The sequence below is a fragment of the Flavobacterium sp. YJ01 genome (assembly GCF_029320955.1).
Classification (GTDB): domain Bacteria; phylum Bacteroidota; class Bacteroidia; order Flavobacteriales; family Flavobacteriaceae; genus Flavobacterium.
In genome coordinates, this window is sequence record NZ_CP119757.1 from 1,486,366 (window position 1) to 1,509,872 (window position 23,507).

At 39.3% G+C, this 23,507-nt stretch carries 19 protein-coding genes; 7 read left to right on the forward strand and 12 right to left on the reverse strand.

Going from position 1 to position 23,507, the window contains the following annotated elements; genetic code table 11:
* Positions 1 to 74: 74 nt before the first annotated feature.
* From P0R33_RS06635 to P0R33_RS06670, 8 genes are all read right to left on the reverse strand, one after another.
* Entirely contained in the window at positions 75 to 3,221 is a 3,147-nt protein-coding gene (locus P0R33_RS06635) for a hypothetical protein (RefSeq protein ID WP_179005290.1), read from the reverse strand.
* The gene (locus tag P0R33_RS06640; RefSeq protein WP_179005288.1) at positions 3,211 to 3,780 is read right to left on the reverse strand and encodes an ABC-three component system middle component 1; all 570 of its coding nucleotides are present in this window, start codon (positions 3,778 to 3,780) and stop codon (positions 3,211 to 3,213) included. Before P0R33_RS06640 ends, P0R33_RS06635 begins: the two co-directional genes overlap by 11 nt.
* Positions 3,758 to 5,044, reverse strand: coding sequence for an ABC-three component system protein (locus P0R33_RS06645; protein ID WP_179005286.1), 1,287 nt, complete (start codon positions 5,042 to 5,044; stop codon positions 3,758 to 3,760). Before P0R33_RS06645 ends, P0R33_RS06640 begins: the two co-directional genes overlap by 23 nt.
* A gap of 11 nt (positions 5,045 to 5,055) precedes the next feature.
* Complete coding sequence (locus tag P0R33_RS06650) at positions 5,056 to 6,102, reverse strand: Zn-dependent hydrolase (RefSeq protein ID WP_179005284.1); 1,047 nt, start codon at positions 6,100 to 6,102, stop codon at positions 5,056 to 5,058.
* Between the two features lie 783 nt (positions 6,103 to 6,885).
* Entirely contained in the window at positions 6,886 to 7,215 is a 330-nt protein-coding gene (locus tag P0R33_RS06655; RefSeq protein WP_179005282.1) for a DUF3892 domain-containing protein, read from the reverse strand.
* 44 nt (positions 7,216 to 7,259) lie between these two features.
* A complete protein-coding gene (locus P0R33_RS06660; RefSeq protein WP_179005280.1) occupies positions 7,260 to 7,682 on the reverse strand; it encodes a hypothetical protein in 423 nt (140 codons plus the stop codon).
* Positions 7,666 to 8,886: a nucleotidyltransferase gene (locus P0R33_RS06665; RefSeq protein WP_179005278.1), complete on the reverse strand. Its 1,221-nt coding sequence runs from the start codon at positions 8,884 to 8,886 to the stop codon at positions 7,666 to 7,668. The genes P0R33_RS06660 and P0R33_RS06665 overlap by 17 nt, the downstream gene beginning before the upstream one ends.
* A 4-nt stretch (positions 8,887 to 8,890) precedes the next feature.
* Positions 8,891 to 10,042, reverse strand: a complete 1,152-nt coding sequence (locus P0R33_RS06670; RefSeq protein ID WP_179005276.1) for an SAVED domain-containing protein — start codon at positions 10,040 to 10,042, stop codon at positions 8,891 to 8,893.
* A gap of 960 nt (positions 10,043 to 11,002) precedes the next feature.
* On the opposite strand from P0R33_RS06670, the gene P0R33_RS06675 reads away from it, so the two are divergent.
* Positions 11,003 to 11,848 (forward strand): restriction endonuclease, encoded by an 846-nt coding sequence (locus tag P0R33_RS06675; protein ID WP_179005274.1) that lies wholly within the window; start codon positions 11,003 to 11,005, stop codon positions 11,846 to 11,848.
* Between the two features lie 483 nt (positions 11,849 to 12,331).
* Here P0R33_RS06675 and P0R33_RS06680 read toward each other — a convergent pair whose 3' ends face one another.
* The 3 genes from P0R33_RS06680 to P0R33_RS06690 form a co-directional block, all read right to left on the reverse strand.
* Entirely contained in the window at positions 12,332 to 12,541 is a 210-nt protein-coding gene (locus P0R33_RS06680) for a hypothetical protein (RefSeq protein WP_179005272.1), read from the reverse strand.
* Positions 12,542 to 12,677: 136 nt separating this feature from the next.
* Entirely contained in the window at positions 12,678 to 12,818 is a 141-nt protein-coding gene (locus P0R33_RS06685) for a hypothetical protein (protein WP_179005270.1), read from the reverse strand.
* 257 nt (positions 12,819 to 13,075) lie between these two features.
* Positions 13,076 to 13,531, reverse strand: a complete 456-nt coding sequence (locus P0R33_RS06690) for a hypothetical protein (protein ID WP_179005268.1) — start codon at positions 13,529 to 13,531, stop codon at positions 13,076 to 13,078.
* 723 nt (positions 13,532 to 14,254) lie between these two features.
* Between P0R33_RS06690 and P0R33_RS06695 the strand changes: the two genes are divergently transcribed.
* Entirely contained in the window at positions 14,255 to 14,503 is a 249-nt protein-coding gene (locus P0R33_RS06695; RefSeq protein ID WP_179005266.1) for a hypothetical protein, read from the forward strand.
* A gap of 257 nt (positions 14,504 to 14,760) precedes the next feature.
* On the opposite strand, the gene P0R33_RS06700 is transcribed toward P0R33_RS06695, so the two are convergent.
* Positions 14,761 to 15,024 carry a hypothetical protein gene (locus P0R33_RS06700; protein WP_256871165.1) on the reverse strand — a complete coding sequence of 88 codons (264 nt, stop codon included), beginning with the start codon at positions 15,022 to 15,024 and terminating at the stop codon, positions 14,761 to 14,763.
* Between the two features lie 399 nt (positions 15,025 to 15,423).
* On the opposite strand from P0R33_RS06700, the gene dinB reads away from it, so the two are divergent.
* From dinB to P0R33_RS06725, 5 genes are all read left to right on the forward strand, one after another.
* The gene (gene dinB / locus P0R33_RS06705) at positions 15,424 to 16,605 is read left to right on the forward strand and encodes a DNA polymerase IV (protein WP_179005264.1); all 1,182 of its coding nucleotides are present in this window, start codon (positions 15,424 to 15,426) and stop codon (positions 16,603 to 16,605) included.
* 3 nt (positions 16,606 to 16,608) lie between these two features.
* Positions 16,609 to 19,665, forward strand: a complete 3,057-nt coding sequence (gene dnaE, locus P0R33_RS06710; protein ID WP_276174767.1) for a DNA polymerase III subunit alpha — start codon at positions 16,609 to 16,611, stop codon at positions 19,663 to 19,665.
* 61 nt (positions 19,666 to 19,726) lie between these two features.
* On the forward strand, positions 19,727 to 20,347 hold the full coding sequence (locus P0R33_RS06715) for an alpha-ketoglutarate-dependent dioxygenase AlkB (RefSeq protein ID WP_179005260.1): 621 nt from the start codon (positions 19,727 to 19,729) through the stop codon (positions 20,345 to 20,347).
* A 123-nt stretch (positions 20,348 to 20,470) separates the two neighbouring features.
* Positions 20,471 to 20,788 (forward strand): DUF3606 domain-containing protein, encoded by a 318-nt coding sequence (locus P0R33_RS06720; RefSeq protein ID WP_179005258.1) that lies wholly within the window; start codon positions 20,471 to 20,473, stop codon positions 20,786 to 20,788.
* A gap of 292 nt (positions 20,789 to 21,080) precedes the next feature.
* Entirely contained in the window at positions 21,081 to 23,399 is a 2,319-nt protein-coding gene (locus tag P0R33_RS06725) for a UvrD-helicase domain-containing protein (RefSeq protein WP_179005256.1), read from the forward strand.
* The last annotated feature ends 108 nt before the right edge of the window (positions 23,400 to 23,507 follow it).

Below are 23,507 nucleotides of genomic sequence, written 5' to 3' on the forward strand. Positions count from 1 at the left end.
TTGTGCATGATAATTTCTTCCGAAAGCATAACAACAATATAAAACCTTGTCAATGCTGACTCTGCAAAAACTTTTTAATCCATTCTTAGTTTCCCAAAAGTCTCCAGTTCTAGATATTTTGCTTTAAATAAACTGGCAGGTATTTTCTTTTTTAATAAATTATGAAAATTTTCATCATGAGTTGACAAAATTATCTGTTTCTTCTGATTCACAACAATACTTCTAAGCAGATCTATTGTTGACAAAATATTTATACTGTCCATTGACTGTATCGGATCATCTACAAAAATACAATCTATTGAATTACCGCTGTCATCTTTGGCATTTAATGCTTTAGCCAAAAAAATACATAGGCTTAAAATGTTTAATTGAGCATGACTAAAGTATAAATTTGGAATAATAAAATTGCTTTGGGCATTTTCCATGTAAACACAAACATTCAATTTTGGTTTTGAATCATTAAAATCCGGAATAAATTTTACTTTTTTATAGTCAGGGTGGGGATCAATTCTTTTGTATAGATCGTTTATAAGTGGTTCAAAAAAGAATGATTTAATTTGCAACTCGATATGTTTCGAAACTTTTTTTAGCTCTTCTGTCAGTTTTTTTCCAATTTTATCTTTTAAGATACTTATCCTTTTCTTTATTACCGATTCATTTTGCCTAGATTCTTCATATTTGAGGTAAGGCACAACATTATCCTTTAGATCAGATAAAATCTTAATATCCTTTATCTCCTCTTTATACTTAAAAATTTTATCATCATTTTCTTTTCTGGCCACCGCAACAATCTTTGGATAATTTTCTAATTCAATCTCGTCAAAACTAAGATCTAGTACTTTTGCAGCATTAGATTCATATAAGTTTATTCGAATTTTCAGTTCATTAATTAATTCTTTGACCAGTTGAAGATTTTGATTCACCGCTTCTTCATCAAATCCGATTAGCTTTTTCTGGATCTCGGCAATTGATTCTTCAATCTTTTTGATACTATCACTATATTCTTGATTTCTTTTTAAATCTTCTTTTATCTGTTTATCCAAATTAGTAACCGTAATTTCTCCTTCGGGATAATTTTCCTTAAAGTAGTCTCGAACCTCAACATAGGCACCGTCTTCTTCTAATTCTGTTTTATCTTTTCTGCATAAATCAATTTTTAAAGCTGTATTCTCACGCTCTGATGTAGCTGATTGTATGTCTTTTCTAATTAGATTTAATTCAGCGATAAATTTCTCAACCTGGGCACTTAATTTTTTTATTTCATCTACTGTCCATTTTATAAAATCCTCTGCCGATTTATTTAAAAGAAGGTTCTTATTAAAGATTAAAACTCCATTATCTTTTTCTATATCATTATTTAGTTTAGTAAGATCATTTTTACATTTAAGACTTTTTCTATTTAAATCGATCAGTGCTAATTCACTGTTAGAAATATCTTTTTCAATTAATTTTATAAGCTTATCCTTGTCCTTTACAAGATCATTCGTTAAAACATTAATTTTTTCTTGAGCATCATTTCTTTTACTCAATAAATCATTTATGATCTTGGTAAGCAGAACATTATTTGATATTTTTTCTGCAAGAACTTGATAAGACTCATATTTATGTTCGCATAGCGGACATCTCTCATATTTAGAATCATTGACGATTGCAAGTCCAGCCGAAAGAAAATTCTGCAGTTCAGTCTGGAGTTTTTCCTGCTCGACAATATCCTTTTTGATAGAATCAAAGTGCCTATTTGAGATTTGCAATTCCTGCTCAATCCTATTGATTTCCTTGATTACAGTTGCATATTTAATAAAGTTTATATCAAATTCAGATGGATAATCTTTATTACTAATATTAGACAAAGATTTTTTTAAATCATCTAAATACAATTTTATTTCTTCAACATTCTTTCCATGTTTAATTAAAGCAGCAGAATTTAATTCTAACTCTATGCTATTTTTTCTGATGTTTTCCTCACTGTTGGTAATTTTTTTATTTATTTCAGGTATCTCTAGAATTATTTCATTTATTGCAGTAATCTGATTCTGGGTATTGTTGGTCTGTAGCTCCAGTTCGGATTCTTTATTTTTTTTTGTACTTATATCTTCTCTAATTTTTCTAAGTGCATCCTCTGCTTCTTCAGCCTCTTTATCTTTAACGCCAATTTTGAGTCTTACCTCATCATACTTTTCGATAAGACCAGAAATCCTTTCCTTCTTATCAGTTCTAAGTTTTAAGTCTCTTACGTAAATTTGAATTGAGTTTATTTCTGCTTCTTTTTTTCTTAAATCTTCAAAAATTATCTTCGTTAAATTTAAATTCTGTTGCTCTAATAAAGCGTCACCTAAAATCTTTAAATCATCTTTGTATTTGCTAAAACTTATTATCTGGTCGTTTCCGCTAATTAAATTATCCAAACTTGAAATCTTTTCATTAAGTCCAGCTATTTCAAAGTCAATATTATTAAGCCTTTCAGATATATCATTTGTAATATTCAATATATCAAAATCTGAAGACTGAGAATCTATCTTTGTAAAAAAAATAGCCGTCTCATTCAATGAATCAATTTTGTTGTTTATTTTATTTAGAATTTCCTTATCTCCATCAAATTTTAAGTATATCTGAATACCATTCAGTTCTGAGGCCAGTACCTTAATCTTTTTTGAATTAATCTCAATGAGATCTTTTAAAATATTATAATATTTATCAAGTTCCTTATCTCCAAAATATTCCATAAAAGTTTTGTAACGGTCTTCGGGTTTGCTTTCCTTTAAAAAACCGCTAATCCAGTCCTGAGATAATATTACTTCTCTAAAATACCTATTTTCGGTTTCTTTATCGTCAAACTTAAAATCAGCCGCTCCTTTCCTTGCCGGAACAGGTATTTCCCTAAATAGTGGTTTACTGGAATTAGAAACTAAGATTTTAACATAACTAGACAACGATTCATGAGAATACTTATTTCTTAGAATATACTGCTTATCATTTTTATTAAGATTTTTTTCTGACTTCGCACTATCTTGGTTTATTTTAAAGTTCTTAAGAAATCTGTCTATATTCTTTGTATAGCCATATTCAATTGCATCGTAAAACGATGTTTTACCAAAACCGTTTGGTGCGTAAAGCGACACAAAATCCGCATACTCACCATCTTTTCTCTGAAAATCAAAAGTCCCATTCTCGACATTGTCATAGGCTCTAAAAGCCTGTATTTCTACTTTTTTAATTTTCATTGTTCATCTCTTTTTCTAGTTTGGCTAATACATCTGATAAATCTTGTTCCTTAAGATTTTTTCCCACTCCACTTACTAAATCTCCAAGTGCTTTTTCAATTAACAAATCCTTTGAAAATATATCTGAATACTCATTATCGAGACTAAAATCTATACTGTCATTAACAATATATTCTGAGATAATTTTATTGATCAATGCCTGGTCAATTTCTGAATTAATTTCTTCGCAGATAATTTTTCTGCTGCTAAATTTATTGTTCTCTATCTCATATTTGAGCTCCCTTGATATCTTCTCGCCACTTAGATAAAATACGTAAAAATTCCATTTTGAATACTCATCTTTAATATTTGAAAGATACTGAGCCGTAACAAAATTGTTAAAATCCTTCCACTCTATTTTCAAATTATCTTCTGTATCGAATTGTACAAATGCCACTATTACACTGCCTCCAAAAATGATTTCTCCTAACTCAAAAAAAACTATATCTTTAAAGCTTGCTCTCAATTCATCATCAAGCGCATTTTTACTAAATTTCTTAAATAATACCTCTTGTTTCATCAATTATAGTTTGTTTTACATTACTTACGTTAATATTTCTGAAAGAATTAAAATTTTCAATTATATGTTTTTGAAACTTATAAATATGTATTATTTTTAAATCTTCCGCAACTTTAGTTACAGAACTGCTAATCAACATTTGTTCAGCTGGAACACTGCAAATATCCTGAACATAATCAGTATCGAGTTCCACCGTAGTAGGTTTAGTATCTTTCGTGCTGCTGACAACAATGTAGCCTCCTGAATCAACAGAAGACAGATCTGACTTCATGATTAAATCAAGTTTTTTAACCCAATTATTGCAATCAATGAAAATTAGATTATGCTTTTTTCTTATAGCCCTAAGATCTTCAAAGGTCAAGTCTCTATCAAAAATTGACAACTGGTTTATTGAGATTAATTCTAAAAATGCGATCCAAAGTTGCTTATGTGAAACATACGATTTATCTGTTCCATTAGCAATAATTGAATCTTTATAAAAATCTAAGACATCCTGCACCCGAAATACTTCACATAAATTTTTTGCGATTATTTTTAACTGATTTTTCAACAATTCCTCCTTTTGAGGTGTCAATAATATTCCTGTTAATGGAAATACCTCTTCATGAATAATCTCTAAAGAAGCAAAATATGGAGGAAACAAGGCTGATAGCTTTTCGTTGTTTTCTGCAATAATTTCATCAAAAAAAGACAGTGGAGCAAAAACAATCCTTGATAGAGATTCAACATTATCACGGGCAACCATTCTTATCTGTATTCCAGCTAGTAAAAAACATGTCTCTTCTTTCTTTATAATTCCTCCGCCTGACTGACCTATAACTTCAGAATGAGTAACATTTTTTTCAACTTCCCCTTCAATGTAATTAAACTCTGTAGAATTGTTGATAACTAAATTGTTGCTTCTAAAGGAGAATCCCTCATGTGCTCTAGATTCTGGATGCCCGCACAAACTATATCCTTCTTTTTCATTTAGATACTGATCTGAGCGTAAAAGCAACTCCAATCCTTCTACCTTTCTGACCTTAATTATTGCGACGTCTTTACTAGGATCTGAATTAAAATATGGTCTCTCCAAAACCTCTATTCTTTGGTTCTCAACCTCACCATGAGTAGAAAGAACTTGCCTGACTATTATTAAATCATCAACTCCTTCCACTACATGCTTTGCTGTAAGAACATAACTATAATCGCTATCTAAAGGTTGGAATAGGCAGCCGCTGCCATCTGCAACTTTTACTGTAAAGCGTTCTAAAGTACATTCCATTTTTTTATCTTTTAAATTTTTTCGGACTCCAGATACTTAACTTGTGGAAAGTCCTTTCTATCTTTTTCTAGTATTATCTTGTTTATTAGTTCTGGATAATTAAAATAAAACTCTGCTTTTGGATTGACACTAATTATTCTTGCTATTGTTATCTTATCTGGATGCCCGTGCATATCACCATTCGTGCTGATTAAATACTTATCTGTATCGATGAGTTTAAATAATTCGACAGGATTATTTTTTTTACTTCCGTGATGAGAGAGTTTTAAATATTCAGCCTTAAGTCTGGTTTTATCTTGATTAAAAACCTTTAACTCATTAATAATCAATGATGGATGAGCATCACCTAAAAAAATATAGTTTAACTTATCTTTTGTTAATATAAATGCAATTGAGCTTCCATTGTAAGGATCCGTGTCTTCCGAAAAATTATCAGTGGCAATCAGTTCAGTTATTGTCTTTGAGTAATCATTAATTCTTGCTGTATTAACGGATTCTGGAGCCTTTTGCTGCCAATTATCAAGCAGTTTTTCAAGTTTATCGTTATTTGGCGATAAAATGTGAAAGTTCAAATCATCAAAGATAAATACTTTTCCAGCACTAATAATCTGCTGGTTCCAAATACCATTTCCGCTAATATATTTTTCAAAATTTACCGCTTGGGGAACGCTTGTGTTAGTTCCTTCGGTAAATCTAAATTCTATATTGCTAACGATAGCTTTTTCGTCATTTAAATACTTTTTTATCGTAGAGCCAGAATTGAACCAAATTTCTCCTATTGATTTGCATGCATCAGAATCATTACCAAACCATTTTAAAAAACCGTCTATATGGTCGTCATCAATATGTGATAATATCAGCAGATCAATTTTTTGAGGTTTAATTGCATCTATTGTCTTCTTTAAATCCCCATCTGCTATTTTTCCTTTGCTATCTTTAAAAGTATATGTTGTCGAAGTTCCTCCGTCAATTATAATGTTTTTAGACACACCATTACTGTCAACATAAGTTAAGTGAATACAATCGCCGTTGTAGGCTTTAAGTAATTTTATTATCATAGTATAAAATTTTAAAAATACCTTCGTTTTTTAGAATTATTTTATGGTTGTCCTTAATTGATTAGAAATCTACTTACGAAATAGCTGAATTAAACGAAATTTAAACTCATAGCAATTTCTCATTTTTCCAAAAATTTTACTTTATTTTAATTCAACAAAATTTCATAAAAAGTAATTCGTAATCTAGATATTTTTTTTGTAAAGTTATATATTTAAAACAGCAGCTGTTAAGTATAAATACCTGTTTTTAAGACAAGTTCAAACTTAGATTATTTTAAGCGACTTCGGGAGCAAACAAAATAATTAATTATATCTGCTACATGCACACAACGGCCCTGCTCTGCTTCTCAGCCCGTTGAGAAGTATAGTACTCTCTCATCTTAATTCCTGCCACTGATTCTCTTCTTTCCTTTTTCTCGGTTTTTTATGGAAGTGTTAGGATATAAGTCAACTGTTATGTACAGCAATTAAAATTGTCGCTTGGTGCATTATTAATTAGCACAACAATTGATATCAGTTAACGCCACACCATTGGATATTGGCAGGAGGTTTGGCTCCAAAATCGTCCAAGCACTAAAACTCCATGACATTGATGCCATTGATTATCTCAACTGCTGATTAGTATTATTCATTACTGACAATGGAGAACTTCTCTGAAAAGCAGCACTGCATAGCAATTAAAAAGCCCGCCGTTATTTTAACGGCAGGCTTCTGTGTTATCGCCACGCTCAGGCATCTCCTTTAGATCATAAATTACAGCACTGTTCTTAAAACATCGCCCCCCTAATAGATCCAGCTGTAATCAATTAAATGCCGAAGGTTATCCTGAACCGTACTATCATGGTTGCTTCTTAAAAACTTTCCGCTTGCGCCATTGACCACATGCACATCTTCTCCGCCCTGCCACATGGCTTCTTTGTATTTCCACATAAAGGTTTTAACAGTATTGTTTTTACTCTCCACCAGCGTAATAGTTTCCGCTTTTGATTTTTTAATTGCTTTATTGATGGTGTATCCTTTTCCATCTCTGTTTTTAATTCTTTCATGAACAGCATAATGGGTTATTCCCCCTTTATCATCTGTCCAGATTCCTGATATTCTGTATTCAGCCATAATTTTTCTAGTTATATTGGTTAATTTTTGAGTTTTAATTTTTCTTAATGGGATGTCCCTCCCCCTTTCCATTCGCCTGTTTCCAGCCAGATTTCATAAAAAAACAGCCATTCGGATGCCCACATCAGTATGGTGTCTGACAGTAATCTGCCTCTGTTCCACTGAATCCCGTCAGGATAGAACAGGCAGAGCTGCTGGGTTTTCTGGTTATAAACATGCTTGAGCACTCTTTCTCCGGCAGGCATCCTGAGTTTTTTAGGCTCAAGGATGTAAATATCGGGAGATTTACCCAGGAGATAGTCGATTTTCACCTTATAAGACCTGCTGAACGGAGTGGGCGTTAAATAGCCAACCCACTCCAGCCGTGTTCCCATATAAGTGCTGATTTTTGAATCCGGAAAACTTTCCTTAAGAAATCTGGCCTGCGTCGGTATGGAGATAAAGCGCGTCTTATTCTTTATTGCCATGGAAGGTATGGTTTGGAATCTTTTTATCCGCTGATTCGGTAATAATGCCAGAACCAGCCACAAAACCCAGTCTTCCCGACTCACGTGCCATTCTGGCGGATTCGCCGAATTCAGAAAGCGTTTTTGTTACCAGCTTATCCCCCATGGATCGGCGCATCGATTCATTTAGATTCTGTATCGTGTCGGCAGAAAGCAGCTTTGAGAAGAATCTCTTCGCCTCATCCAGCCAGAGATAGAAATTCAGTTCCCTTACCGGATGCTCCTCCCATTTGTCTGCAAAATTTTCACGATGGTCCACAGGATTTTCGATCCAGGTCACGGTTTTTCCTCCAATGTTTTTTCTCTTTATATAACCAGGCATACCCTCCAATATATTCATAAGAGCATCATAGAGGTTAGCCTCATTACCGTAAGCTCTTGCTGCCAGAGTGGTTATGATAATGCTGATCGGCTTGTCATCATAGCTGAGCGAACTGCTTTCTGAAAACATCTGGTTGCGGTGCCTTTTCATCAGCTGGATCGCACGCTGCAGCGGCGTTTTAATTTCGTAATCCGGCACATCGTCAATCTTGACATTGTTTTTTGCCGAGAACATACGCCTTCCCTCATTAAGCTGCACCAGCATCTGCGCCTTAAACCACTCCCTGTAGCCCAGAGGGTTGGATTTAGGCCAGCCTCTGCTGTAGAACTCATAGTCGGGATGCTCCTTATCTGTAATGCTGATAGCCGTGTTGGAATAATCCTTAATCTCCGGCAGGCCCGTGATCGAGGGAGTAGAGTCCGGAATAGCAGCCAGAACATCCAGATGGAATCTGGTGGACTCGGCATAATCAATACGCCAGCATCTTCTCCCGTCAGGCCTGCAGACCATATCTTTATACATGCCCGAAAGCAGTCTGTCCCCGATCAGGTTCTTTAATCTCTTCTGGGTAAAAATCTGATGGGTTCCCCTTTTCAGTTCGCAGACCAGATCAATGTCAAGCTCATCCACATCCGAATCAGGTTTTGTCACTGTTCCCAACCCGAAGGATCCCTGCGGGTACATGTGCAGGTCATACTGTGCAATGGTCTCATCCCCTTTTAAGTAATTTGCCACTGCCTCATATTTTGCCACAGCTTCCTTGTGCTGGGTCGGGGTAATATCTAAAACCTGTCCCATTTTCTCTAAAATGGAAGCTAGGTACTCTTTTCTGATCTCATTCATCTTCTTACGCTCTTTTGATTTCTATTGTTTTTAAAAATTTGTCCCTTCCATCGTATAACACCAGAGGCAGGTCCACTTTAGGCATCCACGATCTCCCGAATTCAACCGCCGCCGAAACAGGCATTGCCGGAAAAACATGAAGCTCGCCGTGATGTCCGTGCTCCTGCTTTATCCGGTTCAAGGCATGCCGTGCCGCTATTCTTAACTTAGGCAGAATATCGGCGCTTTTTAAGAAATCAAGTCTGGGATCATCGATGGTAAGCTTCCAGATCGAAACATCCTGCTCAGGAAAAACATCCAGAATTCTCTCATCACTGATATCGGCGCTGAATGAAATATTTAATACCGCAGTTCCGCTTTTGGACGATGGCTCCTTCAGGGTGAAATCGCCGAAATCTGACGTATCATTCCACTGCCAGCCCTGCGGTTCCCTGTGGTACTGATAGGTGTCCACTTTGTACTTATCGCCGAGCAAAACCCCAAGTTTTACCAGCAGCGGCATCGGAGCAAAAGGAAATACCGAAAAATGCTCAGCCGAAGAATTAAGGTACGGCTGGATTTTCTTCTCAAAATAAGTTTCCAACGACCTGCTCTCATACTCCCAGTACAGCCCTTCGCTGTCTTCCACCACCGTATTATCCGGTCCCAGATGTACAGTTTCCTTATGAGGAAAACAGTTTTTCTGCACAATCATCCGGCGCATGGCACCGGCATCCATCGGAGGATTGAATTTTCCGATTTTAGCATTGTACAGAATCAGACGTGTCCTGAAAGTGCCGTCAATACCGGTCAGATACTCGATTCTCTGCTCATGTTCCTGCTTCATTTCCAGAAGAAGCCCAGCAGGGTGCTCATCCTTCTCCTCCCTGTCGATTTTTCTGTGGCAGGCGTCGCACATCAGCATTAAATTGGAAAAATCAGTCTCCAGCTCCGGAGACTTCATCGCATCATATCTGGCCGAACCCGGGGCGTAACCGTAAATATGGGCTATATAGGATTTATTTAGATCCTTAAAGGTCAGGCTGTCTTCAAATAAAATCTCGTTGCAGCCGCGGTACTGGCACCTCCCTCCCGACTTAAGCCAGAGCTTCAGCTTGACTTTCGGGTCAATCGGAGGTCTTTTTACTTTCTTGGTTTTGGTTTGGTTCTCCTTCATTCTAATACTAATTTTTTAATTGTTCTCATACACATCTGTATTTTTAAAAGTTCAAATTCGACCGGCATTGAACAGCTCCGAAAAAGAAATTTGTCAAAAAGTTTGCAGGAGAAAAACAAATTACTATTTTTGCACCCGTATTAAGTGAATCTTCTTTTTAATAATTCACATAACAAGCCTCAGATTTGGGAAGTCTTTGTGGCAGTTTTCTTCATAACAGCATATGACATCCAACTGTCATGCCAATGCTGAAAATTCAAGTAATTTTTTACTATTATTTTATTAAAAAAGTGTTAACAAATTAGGAATCAGAATTTTAATTCTTTATATTAAGAAACTGACAATAATGACATTAATATTTTTTTAACATTAATTAAGTGTCATTCTGGCATAATTATTCTTTTTCAACTCTAATGTTAAAATTTAACGCTGCCTTTTAATGAAACCAGTGCAGATTGGCACTCCAAACGTTGCATTTCCACCCTCCGGCTTGAATGTCTTTCGTCGCTCATGATTTTGAAATTTAATGATACGCATAAAAAAAACCATCAGGATTCTGATAGGTTTTCTACATCAAAACTGCTGAAATATGCCAGGGCAGACAGTCGCAGATTTTCTTTTTCCCGAACTTTTAGACGGCTTCAGCGAAGAGGTGTTTCCTGGCGTGCTTTTGTTGTCATGCTGACGTCTGTTAGGCTTGCCCGTGGAATCTGCAATTCTTTTCGGTCCAGATTTAAGTGCCATGCTTTTAAAGTTTAATTGGTTGTACAACACAAAAACAAACAATTTTAATATAAGAAAATACACATAAGAAAACCCTGCTTACAGATCATTTTTTGATCTAAATACAAATGCCAGGTTATTCTCGTGTCTGAAAAGAACCGCAGAGATGGCTCAAAATTCATATCTTTACTTGTTTTCAAGCAGCATTAACGGCAGACTTATAAAATACTGAGCTAAATGAAAGACCAAAAGGAACTTGACTGGAGAAAATACGAATCGGTCACAAAATATATTTATGAAACTCTAGGACAGGAATATCAAATACACATTGAGGGATATGGAAAAGACTGCAAAATAACCGGAAAGTCCGGAGTGAAGCATCAGATTGACGTATTGACATCTGAAACAGATGACACCGGAACTTATTGGACAGCAATAGAATGCAAATACTGGGATAAAAAAGTTACCAAAGACACCGTAATGAAGCTCTTGGCCATCATTAATGATACTGAAATAAAACGAGGAATTATAGTATCAAAAAGCGGCTATACCCCCGATGCGCAGCAATTCGCCAAATACAATAACATCTTAATTGTCCAGCTTAGAGAAGCCGGTGCAAAGGAAAAAAAACGACAGGAGACAGTACACTTTTTTGATCTGGGGATCAACATAAAAATAAACATAAGACGCCCCGTAGTCACAAACATTGCCGCACTGGGACTTGATGGTAAAGTAATTGAGCTCAGCGAAAGCCAGCAGTATATTATCTTTATTAAAAAGGCACAAGGGACCAAAAGCAACCTATTTGATGAAATAATGGCATTCAAAGAATTCCTCAACAATCAGAAACCGTTTGAAACAGCAACTCGACTGCATGAGTACAAGACTGCAGATTTGCATCTTCAGGACGGCATCCACAAAATAAAAAGTATTGCCTTTACCGGTTTATTAACAGTTCAGGACCAAAATCAGAACAGGATTTTCTCGATTGTTGACAAGGTGTGGCTGATAATGGAAAAAATTTTCGAGAAGCAGACATTTATCATTTCTGAAACTGGAATGATTGCCCAAAATATACGATAAACAAAATCAGAAGTATTAAACTAAGAAATTTAATGAGATAGCTTTAACATTTAAACTTCAAACTAAAGTCTTTTCGGTTTTAGGTGCACATCTAACAGAATGAATACTTTTTTACCAGAGAAATTCATGGTATTTGTAGATATTTGACCAATATAAATTTTGTGACTGAATCATGGCAAATTGCATTCTGAAAAATAAACAATTCAGTAAATTCAAATCTTAAACTATTTTAGGTTCATATATATTAGACAAAGGCAAAAAATTACAAAAGCCACTAATTCAAGTTTTATGGCAAAATCGTGGCACTTGCAGTTTTAGGAAACGATAAGCATAGTAAAATTAAGGCCTAAGGAGCTTAGGTTCGAAACTGTATACAAATATTTACAAGGCAATGGCTAAGCTGGAAAAAATTAAAAAGCCTGCAGAAATTATATTTCTGCAGGCTTTTCGAATTAATAATCACCATTTATTTTAATTAAGAACCTACTTTGCTGGCGGCGGAGTCATGGTTTTAGAGGTATCGGTCCCAACAGTATCGGCTGGAACCGTACTGATGGTATCAGCCACAACAGCAGAGCTGTCTGCATAAGTATCATTGGTTTCAGCAGGAACTGTCTCATTTTTTTTACACGAAATGGAAAGCCCTGCAAGCACCAGCAGAATTGCAAACCCAGATTTAAAATTGATTTTCATAACAATATATTTTTTTAGTTTGAAATCCCAAGTTAAAAGAAAACCTGCTTATATTCTTACATAATTTCAGTGTTTTATTACAAAAGTTTATGGTAAAATCTAAAAATCAGCAAGTTTTTTTTTAAATAGACCGCCATTACACTATTACTGAAACCAGCAGCACGGCAATAAAGAATACTATTGAAATGACCATTGCATTTATTATAGCTCCTTTTCTCTTCTGTGATTGCTGTGCACGGTCGATAATGTGCTTTTTATTGCTTTTAAATAGTTTCATTCCGCTGTGATTTTATAATTTTAAAGAAAACGTAAAAATACTGCCCCATGATTTAAAAAGCTTACAGCTTTAAAATCAGGTTTTTCATAATTGGAACATCCTGCATTCCTGTTTTATAAAATAGCCAGCTGGTAAAGAAAGACCTATTTTTTTTGACAGAATGCTTACATAATTAAAAATCAATAAATTAAATCCTTCCGTATGTGCAGAAAAAGATCCTTGTTTCAATGAAAGGCCGCAAATTGAAAACAAAATATTTAATCGGCTCTAAACCTGCTGTTTCTGCAGAGCATCAGAACAAGTGTCACCACAATGCACGAGGCGCTTCCTTCAAATAAAAGGCAAAGGATATAGATGGGAACCGAAGGTTCCGCTCCGAACATAAAGGTCTGGGACAAGGATTCAACGTAATGGTCACCTCCCCGGGCATAACTGTACATCATAAGTGCAGCAAGACTAAGCACTACGCCTATAAACGAAGTAATCATGGCTGATACCGCATTAAAAAGAAAATTATTCTGTCCTTGGGAAAGGTTAATGTTTAAAATCCTGTTTACGCCGTAAAATATAAAAAACACATTCAATAAACGCAGATAAAATACATGGGAGAGATTCAAAAACTCCATGAGTAAAAAGAAAAACGCAACTCCTGCAAAAATGATCAGGCCGCCGCTTAATTCCTTAGGAACAGTGGATGAGTATGTTGTTTTCATAATAATTAAATTTTATTCGTATAAACTTCAAATTTAACACAGCTTTTCCCCGCTGCGTTATAAAATTAAAATACAGCTCTTACAAAATACACAGCACTAAATCACTGATAATCCAATAATTGCACTTGAAATAAATACAATACTAAAATAAAAAAAATGAAAGAATTGCAGTTTTCTGATTTTCTTTGATGCGCATAAAGTTTATAGCACACGTCCGCCGACAAAAAAAGCCCCTCAAAATTCAAGGAGCTTTCTGACAGCCGGCGGGTGCCTGAAATGGTATGCGGTAACTAACTAAATCATTGTACAGAACCTTCAGACGAACCCCGCCGGTCCCCTGTTTTTTTTCTGACTGATTAAATTGCTGTTTACCTTTACCAGTATATAGCAAATTTACCAAAACCTAAGGCAGATCACTTACAGTATATCCTTTTAGAATTACATCTTTTTAAGGCTTAAGCCCATTCTTTTGACAATTTGATTTAATCATTCTCCGGATCTGGCGGCGTACAAATGGTATTTATACGTCCTTTAAAAAAAAAAGCAGCACGCTTTGGCCTTAACGATATAAAACCAAATCATTCTGGCAAAAAAGTACAGGCAAATACGGGCAAAGGGCTGGGCTCCAGAATAGTGAAAACCCTGATCGAAAACAGAAGCCCGGCGGGCTGTAAAAGCAATGCCGGCCTTGTCTGATATATGATTTTGGATTATTTTTGCAGCATGAATTACGAAGATATAAAAAGACATTTTGAAGCGTTTCCTCCTCCCCTTGAGGTGGAATGGAAGCCCTGGGCAAAGATTACAGATACGCAGCTTTTTTTGAAGAGCTGCTACATCGGCATCCGTAATTTCAACGGTCCTGTAGAGAGATGCCCGGCCTGGTGGCATCTCAAGGATTTTTACCTGCACATCAAACGCACCATGCCCAATCAGGGAATTACTGAAAAAGAAACTGCCCCTGAAGAATAAAGCCCTGTCCTGTAAGATCTTGTATGATTAAAAATCCGCAAGCATTCAGATCCCTCATCATTATTTTTATCTTTAGCAGGCTGGAAGTTTTTTTTCCATCTCTTTTCTTAAGCTCTTAAGGTCCCTGTCCAAAATCCCTTTTAAAAGATCTTTCAATTCCATAAAGGTAGGCGGTTTTACGGCATAATAATCCGCCCCTAGATTATAGGCGGTCCGGATATGCATCGCACTGCTGCTGGTGGATATCATGATAATCTTTATATTTTTGAAATCGCTACCGCCGTTTCGAATTTCTTTAAGGCATTCAAATCCGTTTTTCGGGGCATATTGATATCCAGAAATATCGTTTCAGGAAGATGCTTCGCCTTTTCAAGGGTTTCCAGCAGTTCGCAGCCGTCTGCCGTCTGCACTACCAAAATGGGCAGGTTTAATTCTTCGACTGCATCAGCAAACAGCAGTCTGTCATCTTCGTCATCTTCAGCCAGATAAATAATCTTCTCCCAATTCTGCTTTTGTGACATAGTTTTAAATTTATATTGCGGCAGGTAAAAATAGATCTGAAAGCCGCAGTGGTTAAAAAAACTTAGGTCTTAGACTATTGAAAATAGAATTACATTTTTTGGTGGTAACTGTAAAGATAATTCTTTTTTTCTAAAAGAAAAAACTTTCAAAAAAATGATGATTTCTGTGGGCTGAAATGCCTGTTTGGAAAAATCAAAATATGCTGGCGGCGCTGGTTTAAAAAAATCCAAAATAAATACCTGCCGTAAATTCTGAATAAAGTCTTTCTGCTTAATTGCAGCATAATCCAGACCGCCCGTAAAATCAGTGTTTTGATTTTTTGTTATTATTTAGAACATAATATTTTTAAAAATTGTTACCATCTGTGCTAATTTTGACAGGTATAAATGATAAAGATTATGAACCGGGCTATTGTACACATTGACATGAACACCTTTTTCGTCTCCTGCGAAAGGCTTACCAATTCAGAGCTTAAAGGGATTCCGCTGATTATCGGCGGGGGCGAGCGCGGCGTTGTGGCTTCCTGCTCCTATGAGGCGCGCCGTTTCGGGGTGCGTTCGGCAATGCCCATCCAGATGGCGCTCAGGCTTTGTCCTCAGGCCAAGGTTATGAAAGGCGATATGGAACTCTATTCAAGGCTCTCCCATGACGTTACCGAAATCATTCAGGAGAAAGCCCCTGTGGTGGAAAAGGCCTCTATTGATGAATTTTATCTTGACATCACCGGAATGGATAAATTCTACGGAAGCTACAAGTGGACCGATGAGCTGGCGCAGCGCATCACAAAGGAAACCGGCCTTCCCCTCACCTTTGCCCTTTCCATCAATAAAACGGTATCGAAGATCGGAACAGGTGAAGGAAAACAGAAACAGAACCTGGAGATCCCGGAGCATCTGGTGCAGTCTTTTTTAAACCCGCTCTCAGTTCGGAAAATACCGATGGTGGGCGATAAAACCTTCCAGCTCTTATCCCGAATCGGCATACGCACCATTAAGACCCTTTCTGAAATGCCAGCCGAAGCGCTCCAGCGCATGATCGGCCAGAACGGCATTGAACTCTGGAAAAAAGCCAATGGCATTGACAACAACCCCGTGGAACCGTATACCGAAAGAAAGTCGATTTCCACCGAGCATACTTTTTCACAGGATACAATCGACATCGACAAGCTTGGAAGGGTTATCCTGGGTATGGTCGAGAAGCTTTCGTATCAGCTGCGCTCCGAGCAGTGGCTCACCTCAACGGTTACGGTCAAGATCCGGTATGCCAACTTTGATACAGAAACCAAGCAGTGCAGGGTGCAGTACACTTCGGCTGACCATCTGCTGACCCAGACCGCAATGGATCTTTTTGACAAACTCTACCAGCGCCGGATGCGCCTGCGCCTGATTGGGGTGCGTTTCAGCGGACTGGTGCGGGGAACCTATCAGATTGACCTGTTTAACGATACCCAGGAAATGCTGGCGCTCTACCAGGCTATGGACCGGATGAAAAACCGTTACGGTTTTGATGCGGTGATGCGCTGCGCCGGTGCTTCCTTTAAGCCGAATACCAAAGACGAAATCTTAAAACGTAAAAAATAAATCATGTATCTCAACTGCCATTCCTTCCACTCCCTGCGTTATGGCACCATACCGCTTGAAGAGCTGATATCCAAGGCAGCCGCCTTGGGTGTCAGGGCTATGGCACTCACTGATATTAATACCGTAACAGGGATATATGATTTCATAAAAGGATGCCAGGCTGCAGGTATCAAGCCTATTGTCGGAATAGAATTCCGGTCAGAGCATCAGCTTCGCTATATCGGGCTGGCAAAAAATGCGGCGGGCCTTGCTGAGATGAACCGCTTTCTGACCCGGCATAATTTTGAGAATGCCCCGCTTACTTTGTCCGCTCCGGACTTTGAAAATGTTTTTGTGATTTATCCTCTGGAGAATGTGCCCGCAGTTTTAAAAGAACATGAGTTTATCGGGATTCGTCCTGAACAGACCCCTGTACTGATTCTCAGTGACTGGAAGAACCAAATAGACAAGATGGTCGTGCTCCAGCCTGTTACCTTCCGCACCAAAACGGAATACAAGCTGCACAAGATACTGCGGGCCGTCGACCTGAATGTAATTCTTTCACGACTCGGCAATCCCGATTACTGCAGGAAAACAGAAGTGATGGTGGATCTGGGCAGGATCCTGAAATGTTATGAAGGATACCCGCAGATCATTTCCAATACGGAAATGATTATTGAGCAGTGCAATTTTGAATTTGATTTCAAAACGCCGAAAAACAAGAAATACTACACCAATAACAAAAAGGATGACTTGCAGCTTCTGACCACCCTTGCCCAGAAGGGGCTCGAATGGCGCTATGGAAAAAATAATGCAGAAGCAAAATCAAGAATGTTCCGAGAGCTCAAGGTAATTGACCAGCTGGAATTCAGCGGCTATTTTTTAATCACCTGGGATATCATCCGATTCAGCAATTCTCAGAGGTTTCTGCACATTGGGCGTGGCAGCGGCGCCAACAGCATCATCGCCTACTGCCTTGGGATTACCGATATATGTCCTTTGGAACTGGATCTGTATTTTGAGCGTTTTTTGAACCTGAACCGCAAAAGTCCTCCCGATTTTGACATTGACTGGAGCTGGAAGGAACGTGACATAATTCTGGAATACATTTTCTCGCGTTACGGATATGACCATGTGGCATTCTGCGGCACCAATGTAGAATTCAAATATCGTTCTATTTTTCGCGAGGTAGGCAAGGTTTTTGGGCTTCCTAAGGAAGAACTCGATGCGCTTGCCAAAAACCCGATGACCCTGCATCCGGCAAACGAAGTCGTCCGTGAAGTGCAGCAGTACGGCATGATGCTGGAGAAATATCCCAACCAGAGAAGCATGCATTCCTGCGGCATCCTGATTTCCGAAGAGCCCATCACCAACTATTCCGTGCTGGAAATGCCTCCAAAGGGGTTTCCCATCGTGCTTTTTGACATGCATACCGCCGAAGATATCGGGCTTGAAAAGTTTGATATCCTGAGCCAGCGCGGGATCGGCCATATTGATGACAGCGTAAAACTGATTGAGAAAAACCGAGGCATAAGGCTCAACATCCGTGACACCTCGATTTCAAAAGATGAAGCCAGCTGCAACAGCTTTCTTTCAATGGGAAAAACCATAGGCTGTTTTTATATCGAGAGCCCTGCCATGAGAGGGCTGCTGCGGCGTCTGAAATGTGACAATTATAAAACCCTTGTGGCAGCCTCCTCCATCATACGCCCGGGGGTCGCGCAATCGGGAATGATGAAGGAATATATCTTCAGGCACAATCATCCCGACAGGTTTGAATACTTCCATCCGGTGTTCGAGCAGCAGCTCGGGGAAACCTACGGCATTATGGTATATCAGGAAGATGTCATTAAAATTGCCCTGCATTACGGCGGGCTTCCTGCAGCCGACGGGGACATTCTGCGCCGTGCCATGTCTGGAAAAGGACGCTCCAAAGCCGCATTGCAGAAAGTAAAAGACAATTTTTTTGCATCCTGCGCGGCCCAGGGGCACCCCTTGGCGCTCAGCCAGGAAATATACCGCCAGATCGAGTCCTTTGCCGGATATTCGTTCTGCAAGGCACACTCAGCCTCCTATGCCGTGGAAAGCTACCAGAGCCTGTATCTGAAAGTGCATTATCCAATCGAATTTATGGTGGCGGTAATCAACAATCAGGGTGGTTTCTACCGAACCGAAGTGTATGTCCACGAAGCGAAGATGTCAGGGGCGGCAGTGCACAATCCCTGCGTGAACAAAAGCCAGTTGGAAACCACTTTGTATGGTTCCGATGTCTATCTGGGGTTCATGCACCTGCAGAGCCTTGAATCCAAAACAGCTGTTTTGATCCAGCAGGAACGGGAAAAAAATGGGCTTTACAAGTCACTGGAGGATTTTATCAACCGCATACCCATTGGAATTGAAGCCATACAGATTCTGATTTTCATCGGCGCATTCCGGTTCACCGGGAAAACAAAAAACCAGCTGCTGGTCATTGCCCGTCTAATTCTGGTAAACTTCAAGCCCGAGAACCGCGCACCGATGCTGCTTCATGAGCCTGTAAAGGAATTTGTACTGCCGCAGCTGGAACGCTCCCCTTTTGAAGATGCCTTTGATGAGATTGAACTGCTGGGCTTTCCGGTCTCCTGTTCCCCTTTTGATCTGCTTCAGACTCCTTTCAGGGGAAGTGTCATGGCAAAAGACCTTTTGGACCATCATAAAAAACAGGTCCGAATGCTGGCTTATCTGATCTCCCGCAAGCATGTGCCCACAAAGATGGGCGCTATGTATTTCGGCACCTGGATAGATGCTGAAGGGCAGCTTTTTGATACGGCGCATTTTACCGACAGCCTGGCCATGTATCCTTTTCAGGGAGGAGGATGCTACCTGCTGCTGGGCAGTGTGGAAGTGGATTACCATTTCCCCACCATAACGGTTACCAAGATGGCTAAAATGCCCTTTATACCAGATCCGCGCTATGAACAGGAGAACGACTGGAAATACAGGGCGCAGCAGAGAATACGCGAAGATGTGAGCATGACCCATCGCGCTCCCTATCCGCAGGAACATGAAATCAATATTCCAAGGCTTAAAATGAGCAATTAACAGGCTTCTTCGGCTTTAGGCTTTAAGCCTGCACTGAGTATGAACTAAAAAAATAAAGAACATGATGCTTTTTGATGACACCGAAATTTTTTCATCAGGCAACGGCGGCAGGAGAATATTTGACGTCCCTGATGCCGACCTGCTGCTAATTGATAATTTCTTCAGCAAAACCGAATCCGATCATTACTACAATGTTTTATACCACGGCACACCGTGGAGGGAATATGAAATGCCCATGTATGACAAAGTGGTTACAGCTCCCCGCATGATCTCGTGGTACGGGGACAGCAGCAGGCCTGAACGTAAATCAAATCCGGATTGGCCTTTGGAACTGCTCCAGATCAGGGAGCGCGTGGAAAAGGAAACCCGCATAAACTTTAACGGCGTACTGCTCAATTTGTACAGAGATGGCACCGATGGTGTGGGATGGCACAGCGACAAGACCTCATCGAGCAATAAGAATATGAACATCGCTTCTGTGACTTTCGGAGAAACGCGTCTGTTCCGCCTGCGTCATAAAGTACTCAAAAATATGGCGCCAATCGAGATTCCGCTGCACCACGGAACCTTTCTTCTCATGGCAGGCAGCACCAATACCTACTGGGAGCACCAGGTGCCTAAGACGGCCCGTCCCGTACTGCCCAGAATCAACCTTACCTTTCGTCAGGTCAGGGAAATATAAAATAACGACTCCTTTCTAACCGACTGAAAACCATAGCAATCCTATAATAATAGGGGATTAAAATATAACAGCTTTATTTTTCTGTCATGTTAACTTTGGAATTCACTATTAAATTTAAAAATCATGGAAAATCTACATAATAACGGACAAGAGCAGAACGCTCATATTGATATTTCACAGCAGGCTGAAATCCAGCAGTGGGCTGAAAAGTTAAATGTCCCTGAGGAGATATTAAAAGATGCCGTAAGGGCAGCAGGCACTACTGTGGAAGAAGTAGCTGAGCACTTGAATGATAATTCTCCTTCTAGAGAAAGCGCCTCAGAAACCGTTCGCTTGAAAGACGGTCCCTGGCATGATGAAAAAGGGAATGGTAAGCATCAAAATCCGCAGGGAAAAAGCATTGAAGAGGCAACAGACCCTTCAAAACTATCACAGCTTTAAGTTTCAAAAAACTTAATTATCATTCATAGTAATAACTGCTTTATAAAAAGTAAAAACGAAAATAGGTAAAAGAATCCTGAAGGGCATTTTTTTGATTAAGCAGTCAAATGATGCTCTTCAGGATTTTATTTTAAGATAAATGCTTTCTAATTAACCGATAGGTAATCATCCTGAATATAACAATTGCTTCTTACCCTTCTTTTGAGTTAATTCCATAAATTTGTGCTGCAGACTCTTTGATCTGCCCCTCTGCTTTAAAAATAAATAGAGATCAAAAACATTCCGTTTAAAAATGAACGATCCGATTCTAGAAAACCTTAATCCCAGCCAGCTCCAAGCCGTGAAAACCACAGAAGGTTATGTGCGCGTTATTGCAGGAGCCGGCTCAGGAAAAACAAAGGCCCTTACCTCCCGCTTTGCCTACATTGTGGACAGGCTGGGAATCAATTCCTCCAATATCCTCTGCGTGACCTTTACCAATAAAGCGGCACAGGAAATGAAAAGGCGCGTCAAGGCGCTCATTGGCGATCTTTTTGATGTCAGCTTCATCACAACCTATCACGGTTTCTGCGTACGGTTTCTGCGTGAGGAAATAAATAAAATCCATTACCCGAAAAATTTTATCATACTGGATGCCGAAGACCAGAAAACCATTTTAAGGGAGGTGTTCAACGAACTGGACATCAATTCGAAAAACCTCACTTTCAAACAGGTGCTCCGCTTTATCTCCAAACAGAAAAGCACCTCCGATTATCTGGGGTACATGCTCGAGAATAAAAGCTTTGGGCCCGATGAAAAGGAATCGCTCTCCAGCCGCGTGTATCAGAAATACCTCGACAAGCAGAAGCGCAATTATGCGCTGGATTTTGATGACCTGATCCATTTTACGGCTTTCATACTCGACAGCAATCCTGATGTGCTTTTCAAATGGCAGCAAATGCTGCATTACATACAGGTCGATGAGGCGCAGGACAGCTCCGACAGCCAGTTCCATCTGGTGGAAATGCTCTCGCGTGTGCACCAGAACCTGTTTCTGGTAGGGGATCCCGACCAGACGATCTATGAGTGGCGCGGTGCGAAACCCGAATACCTGGTGGAATTCGACAGGATGTTTCCTGACACGAAAACCATTATCATGAACCAGAACTACCGCTCTACGCCAAACATCCTCAAAGTAGGCAACCATATTATCAAAAACAACAAGGTAAGGGTGGACAAGGATATGGTCACGGATAATCCCGAAGGAGTTGAAGTGGTGCATTTCCATGGAAAAAATGACTTTGAGGAAACCTTCTGGGTGGCTTCCGAAATCAAGGAAATCCTTAAAACGGAAAATGCCGCTTACTCTGATATTACCATTTTATACCGTTCCAACCATCTCTCCAGAAATATCGAGCAGGCACTGATCAAAGAAAATATTCCCTACGCCATATTTGGTGGCGTGCGTTTCTTTGAAAGAAAGGAAATCAAAGATGTGCTTTCCTTTTTAAGGCTTATCGTCCAGGGCGATAATTTCTCTTTTCTGCGCATTCACAACCACCCTTCCCGCGGGCTGGGGAAAAAGTTCCTCGAAAGGCTCAGCCTTCTGGCAGGCGAACAGAACCTGTCCCTGCTTCAGGCGCTGCAAAATAATATTGAGGATAAAGAGCTCAATAAAAAAGGAGCTGCGGATTTCCTGGCTCTGGTTGAAGAGCTGAAAACAGATGCCCAGACAAATTCCATTTCTGATCTGGTCAAGATCATACTCGATAAAAGCGGACTATCCGAACTCTACCGAAAAGACGGCGATGAGGACAGGCTGGAAAATATAAAAGAGCTGGTAAGCTCCATGCTGCTGCTGGAAAAAGAAAACAACGGCCCTGTAAATATTGTCGAATACCTGCAGGAAATTGCACTCTATACCGATCTGGACAAAGACACGGAAAATCAGGATAAGGTACGCCTGATGACCATCCACATCTCCAAAGGGCTTGAATTTCCCTATGTGTTCCTATGCGGTTTTACCGAAGGGGTCCTGCCAAGCGCCCTTTCCATAAAGGAAAGACGAAAACGTGCTATTGAAGAGGAAAGAAGACTGATGTACGTTGCCGTTACAAGAGCCGAGAAAAGGTTTTACATGACCGATTCGGAAGGCTTTAATTTCACCACAGGGCTGAGCAAGTACCCTTCAAGGTTCCTCTTTGAAATCAAGGAAGAATTTTATGTGCGTAAAGGAAAACTGTCAGCAGAAATCCTCCAGGCGGCGCAGTCATCGGCGGCGGCTTCAAAAAACAGTGAAGATACCGAGTTCATTGAAGGGGATCTTGTAATGCATCCTGTCTGGAACAAAGGGAAAGTGCTTGCCGTAGATAGGGAGAAAAACCAGTACACTGTGCATTTTTTTGAAATGGGAAAAGAGAAACCCATTGACTTTTCGTTTCGTTTCCTAACTGCCGCATCAGATGTTGAGCTGGAAGGTTCTTCCCCTGCTGCACTTTTAAATATCCACGAAAACTTAAAAAATGCTCCTGATCCATTTGCAGACCAGGAGCAGCAGAACGGCTTTGCTGAAAATGAGGATAGCCGTATTTTTAATGATAAAAATACAGACAGTAAAAAGGAAGAATGGTAAAAACCGGCTCATCAGAGCGGTATTGCTGTATCGGTACTTAAATCATTTTTTATACAAAAGCCCATTGTTTCAAACAGCAATGGGCTTTGTCTTGTATCGGCGTATAAT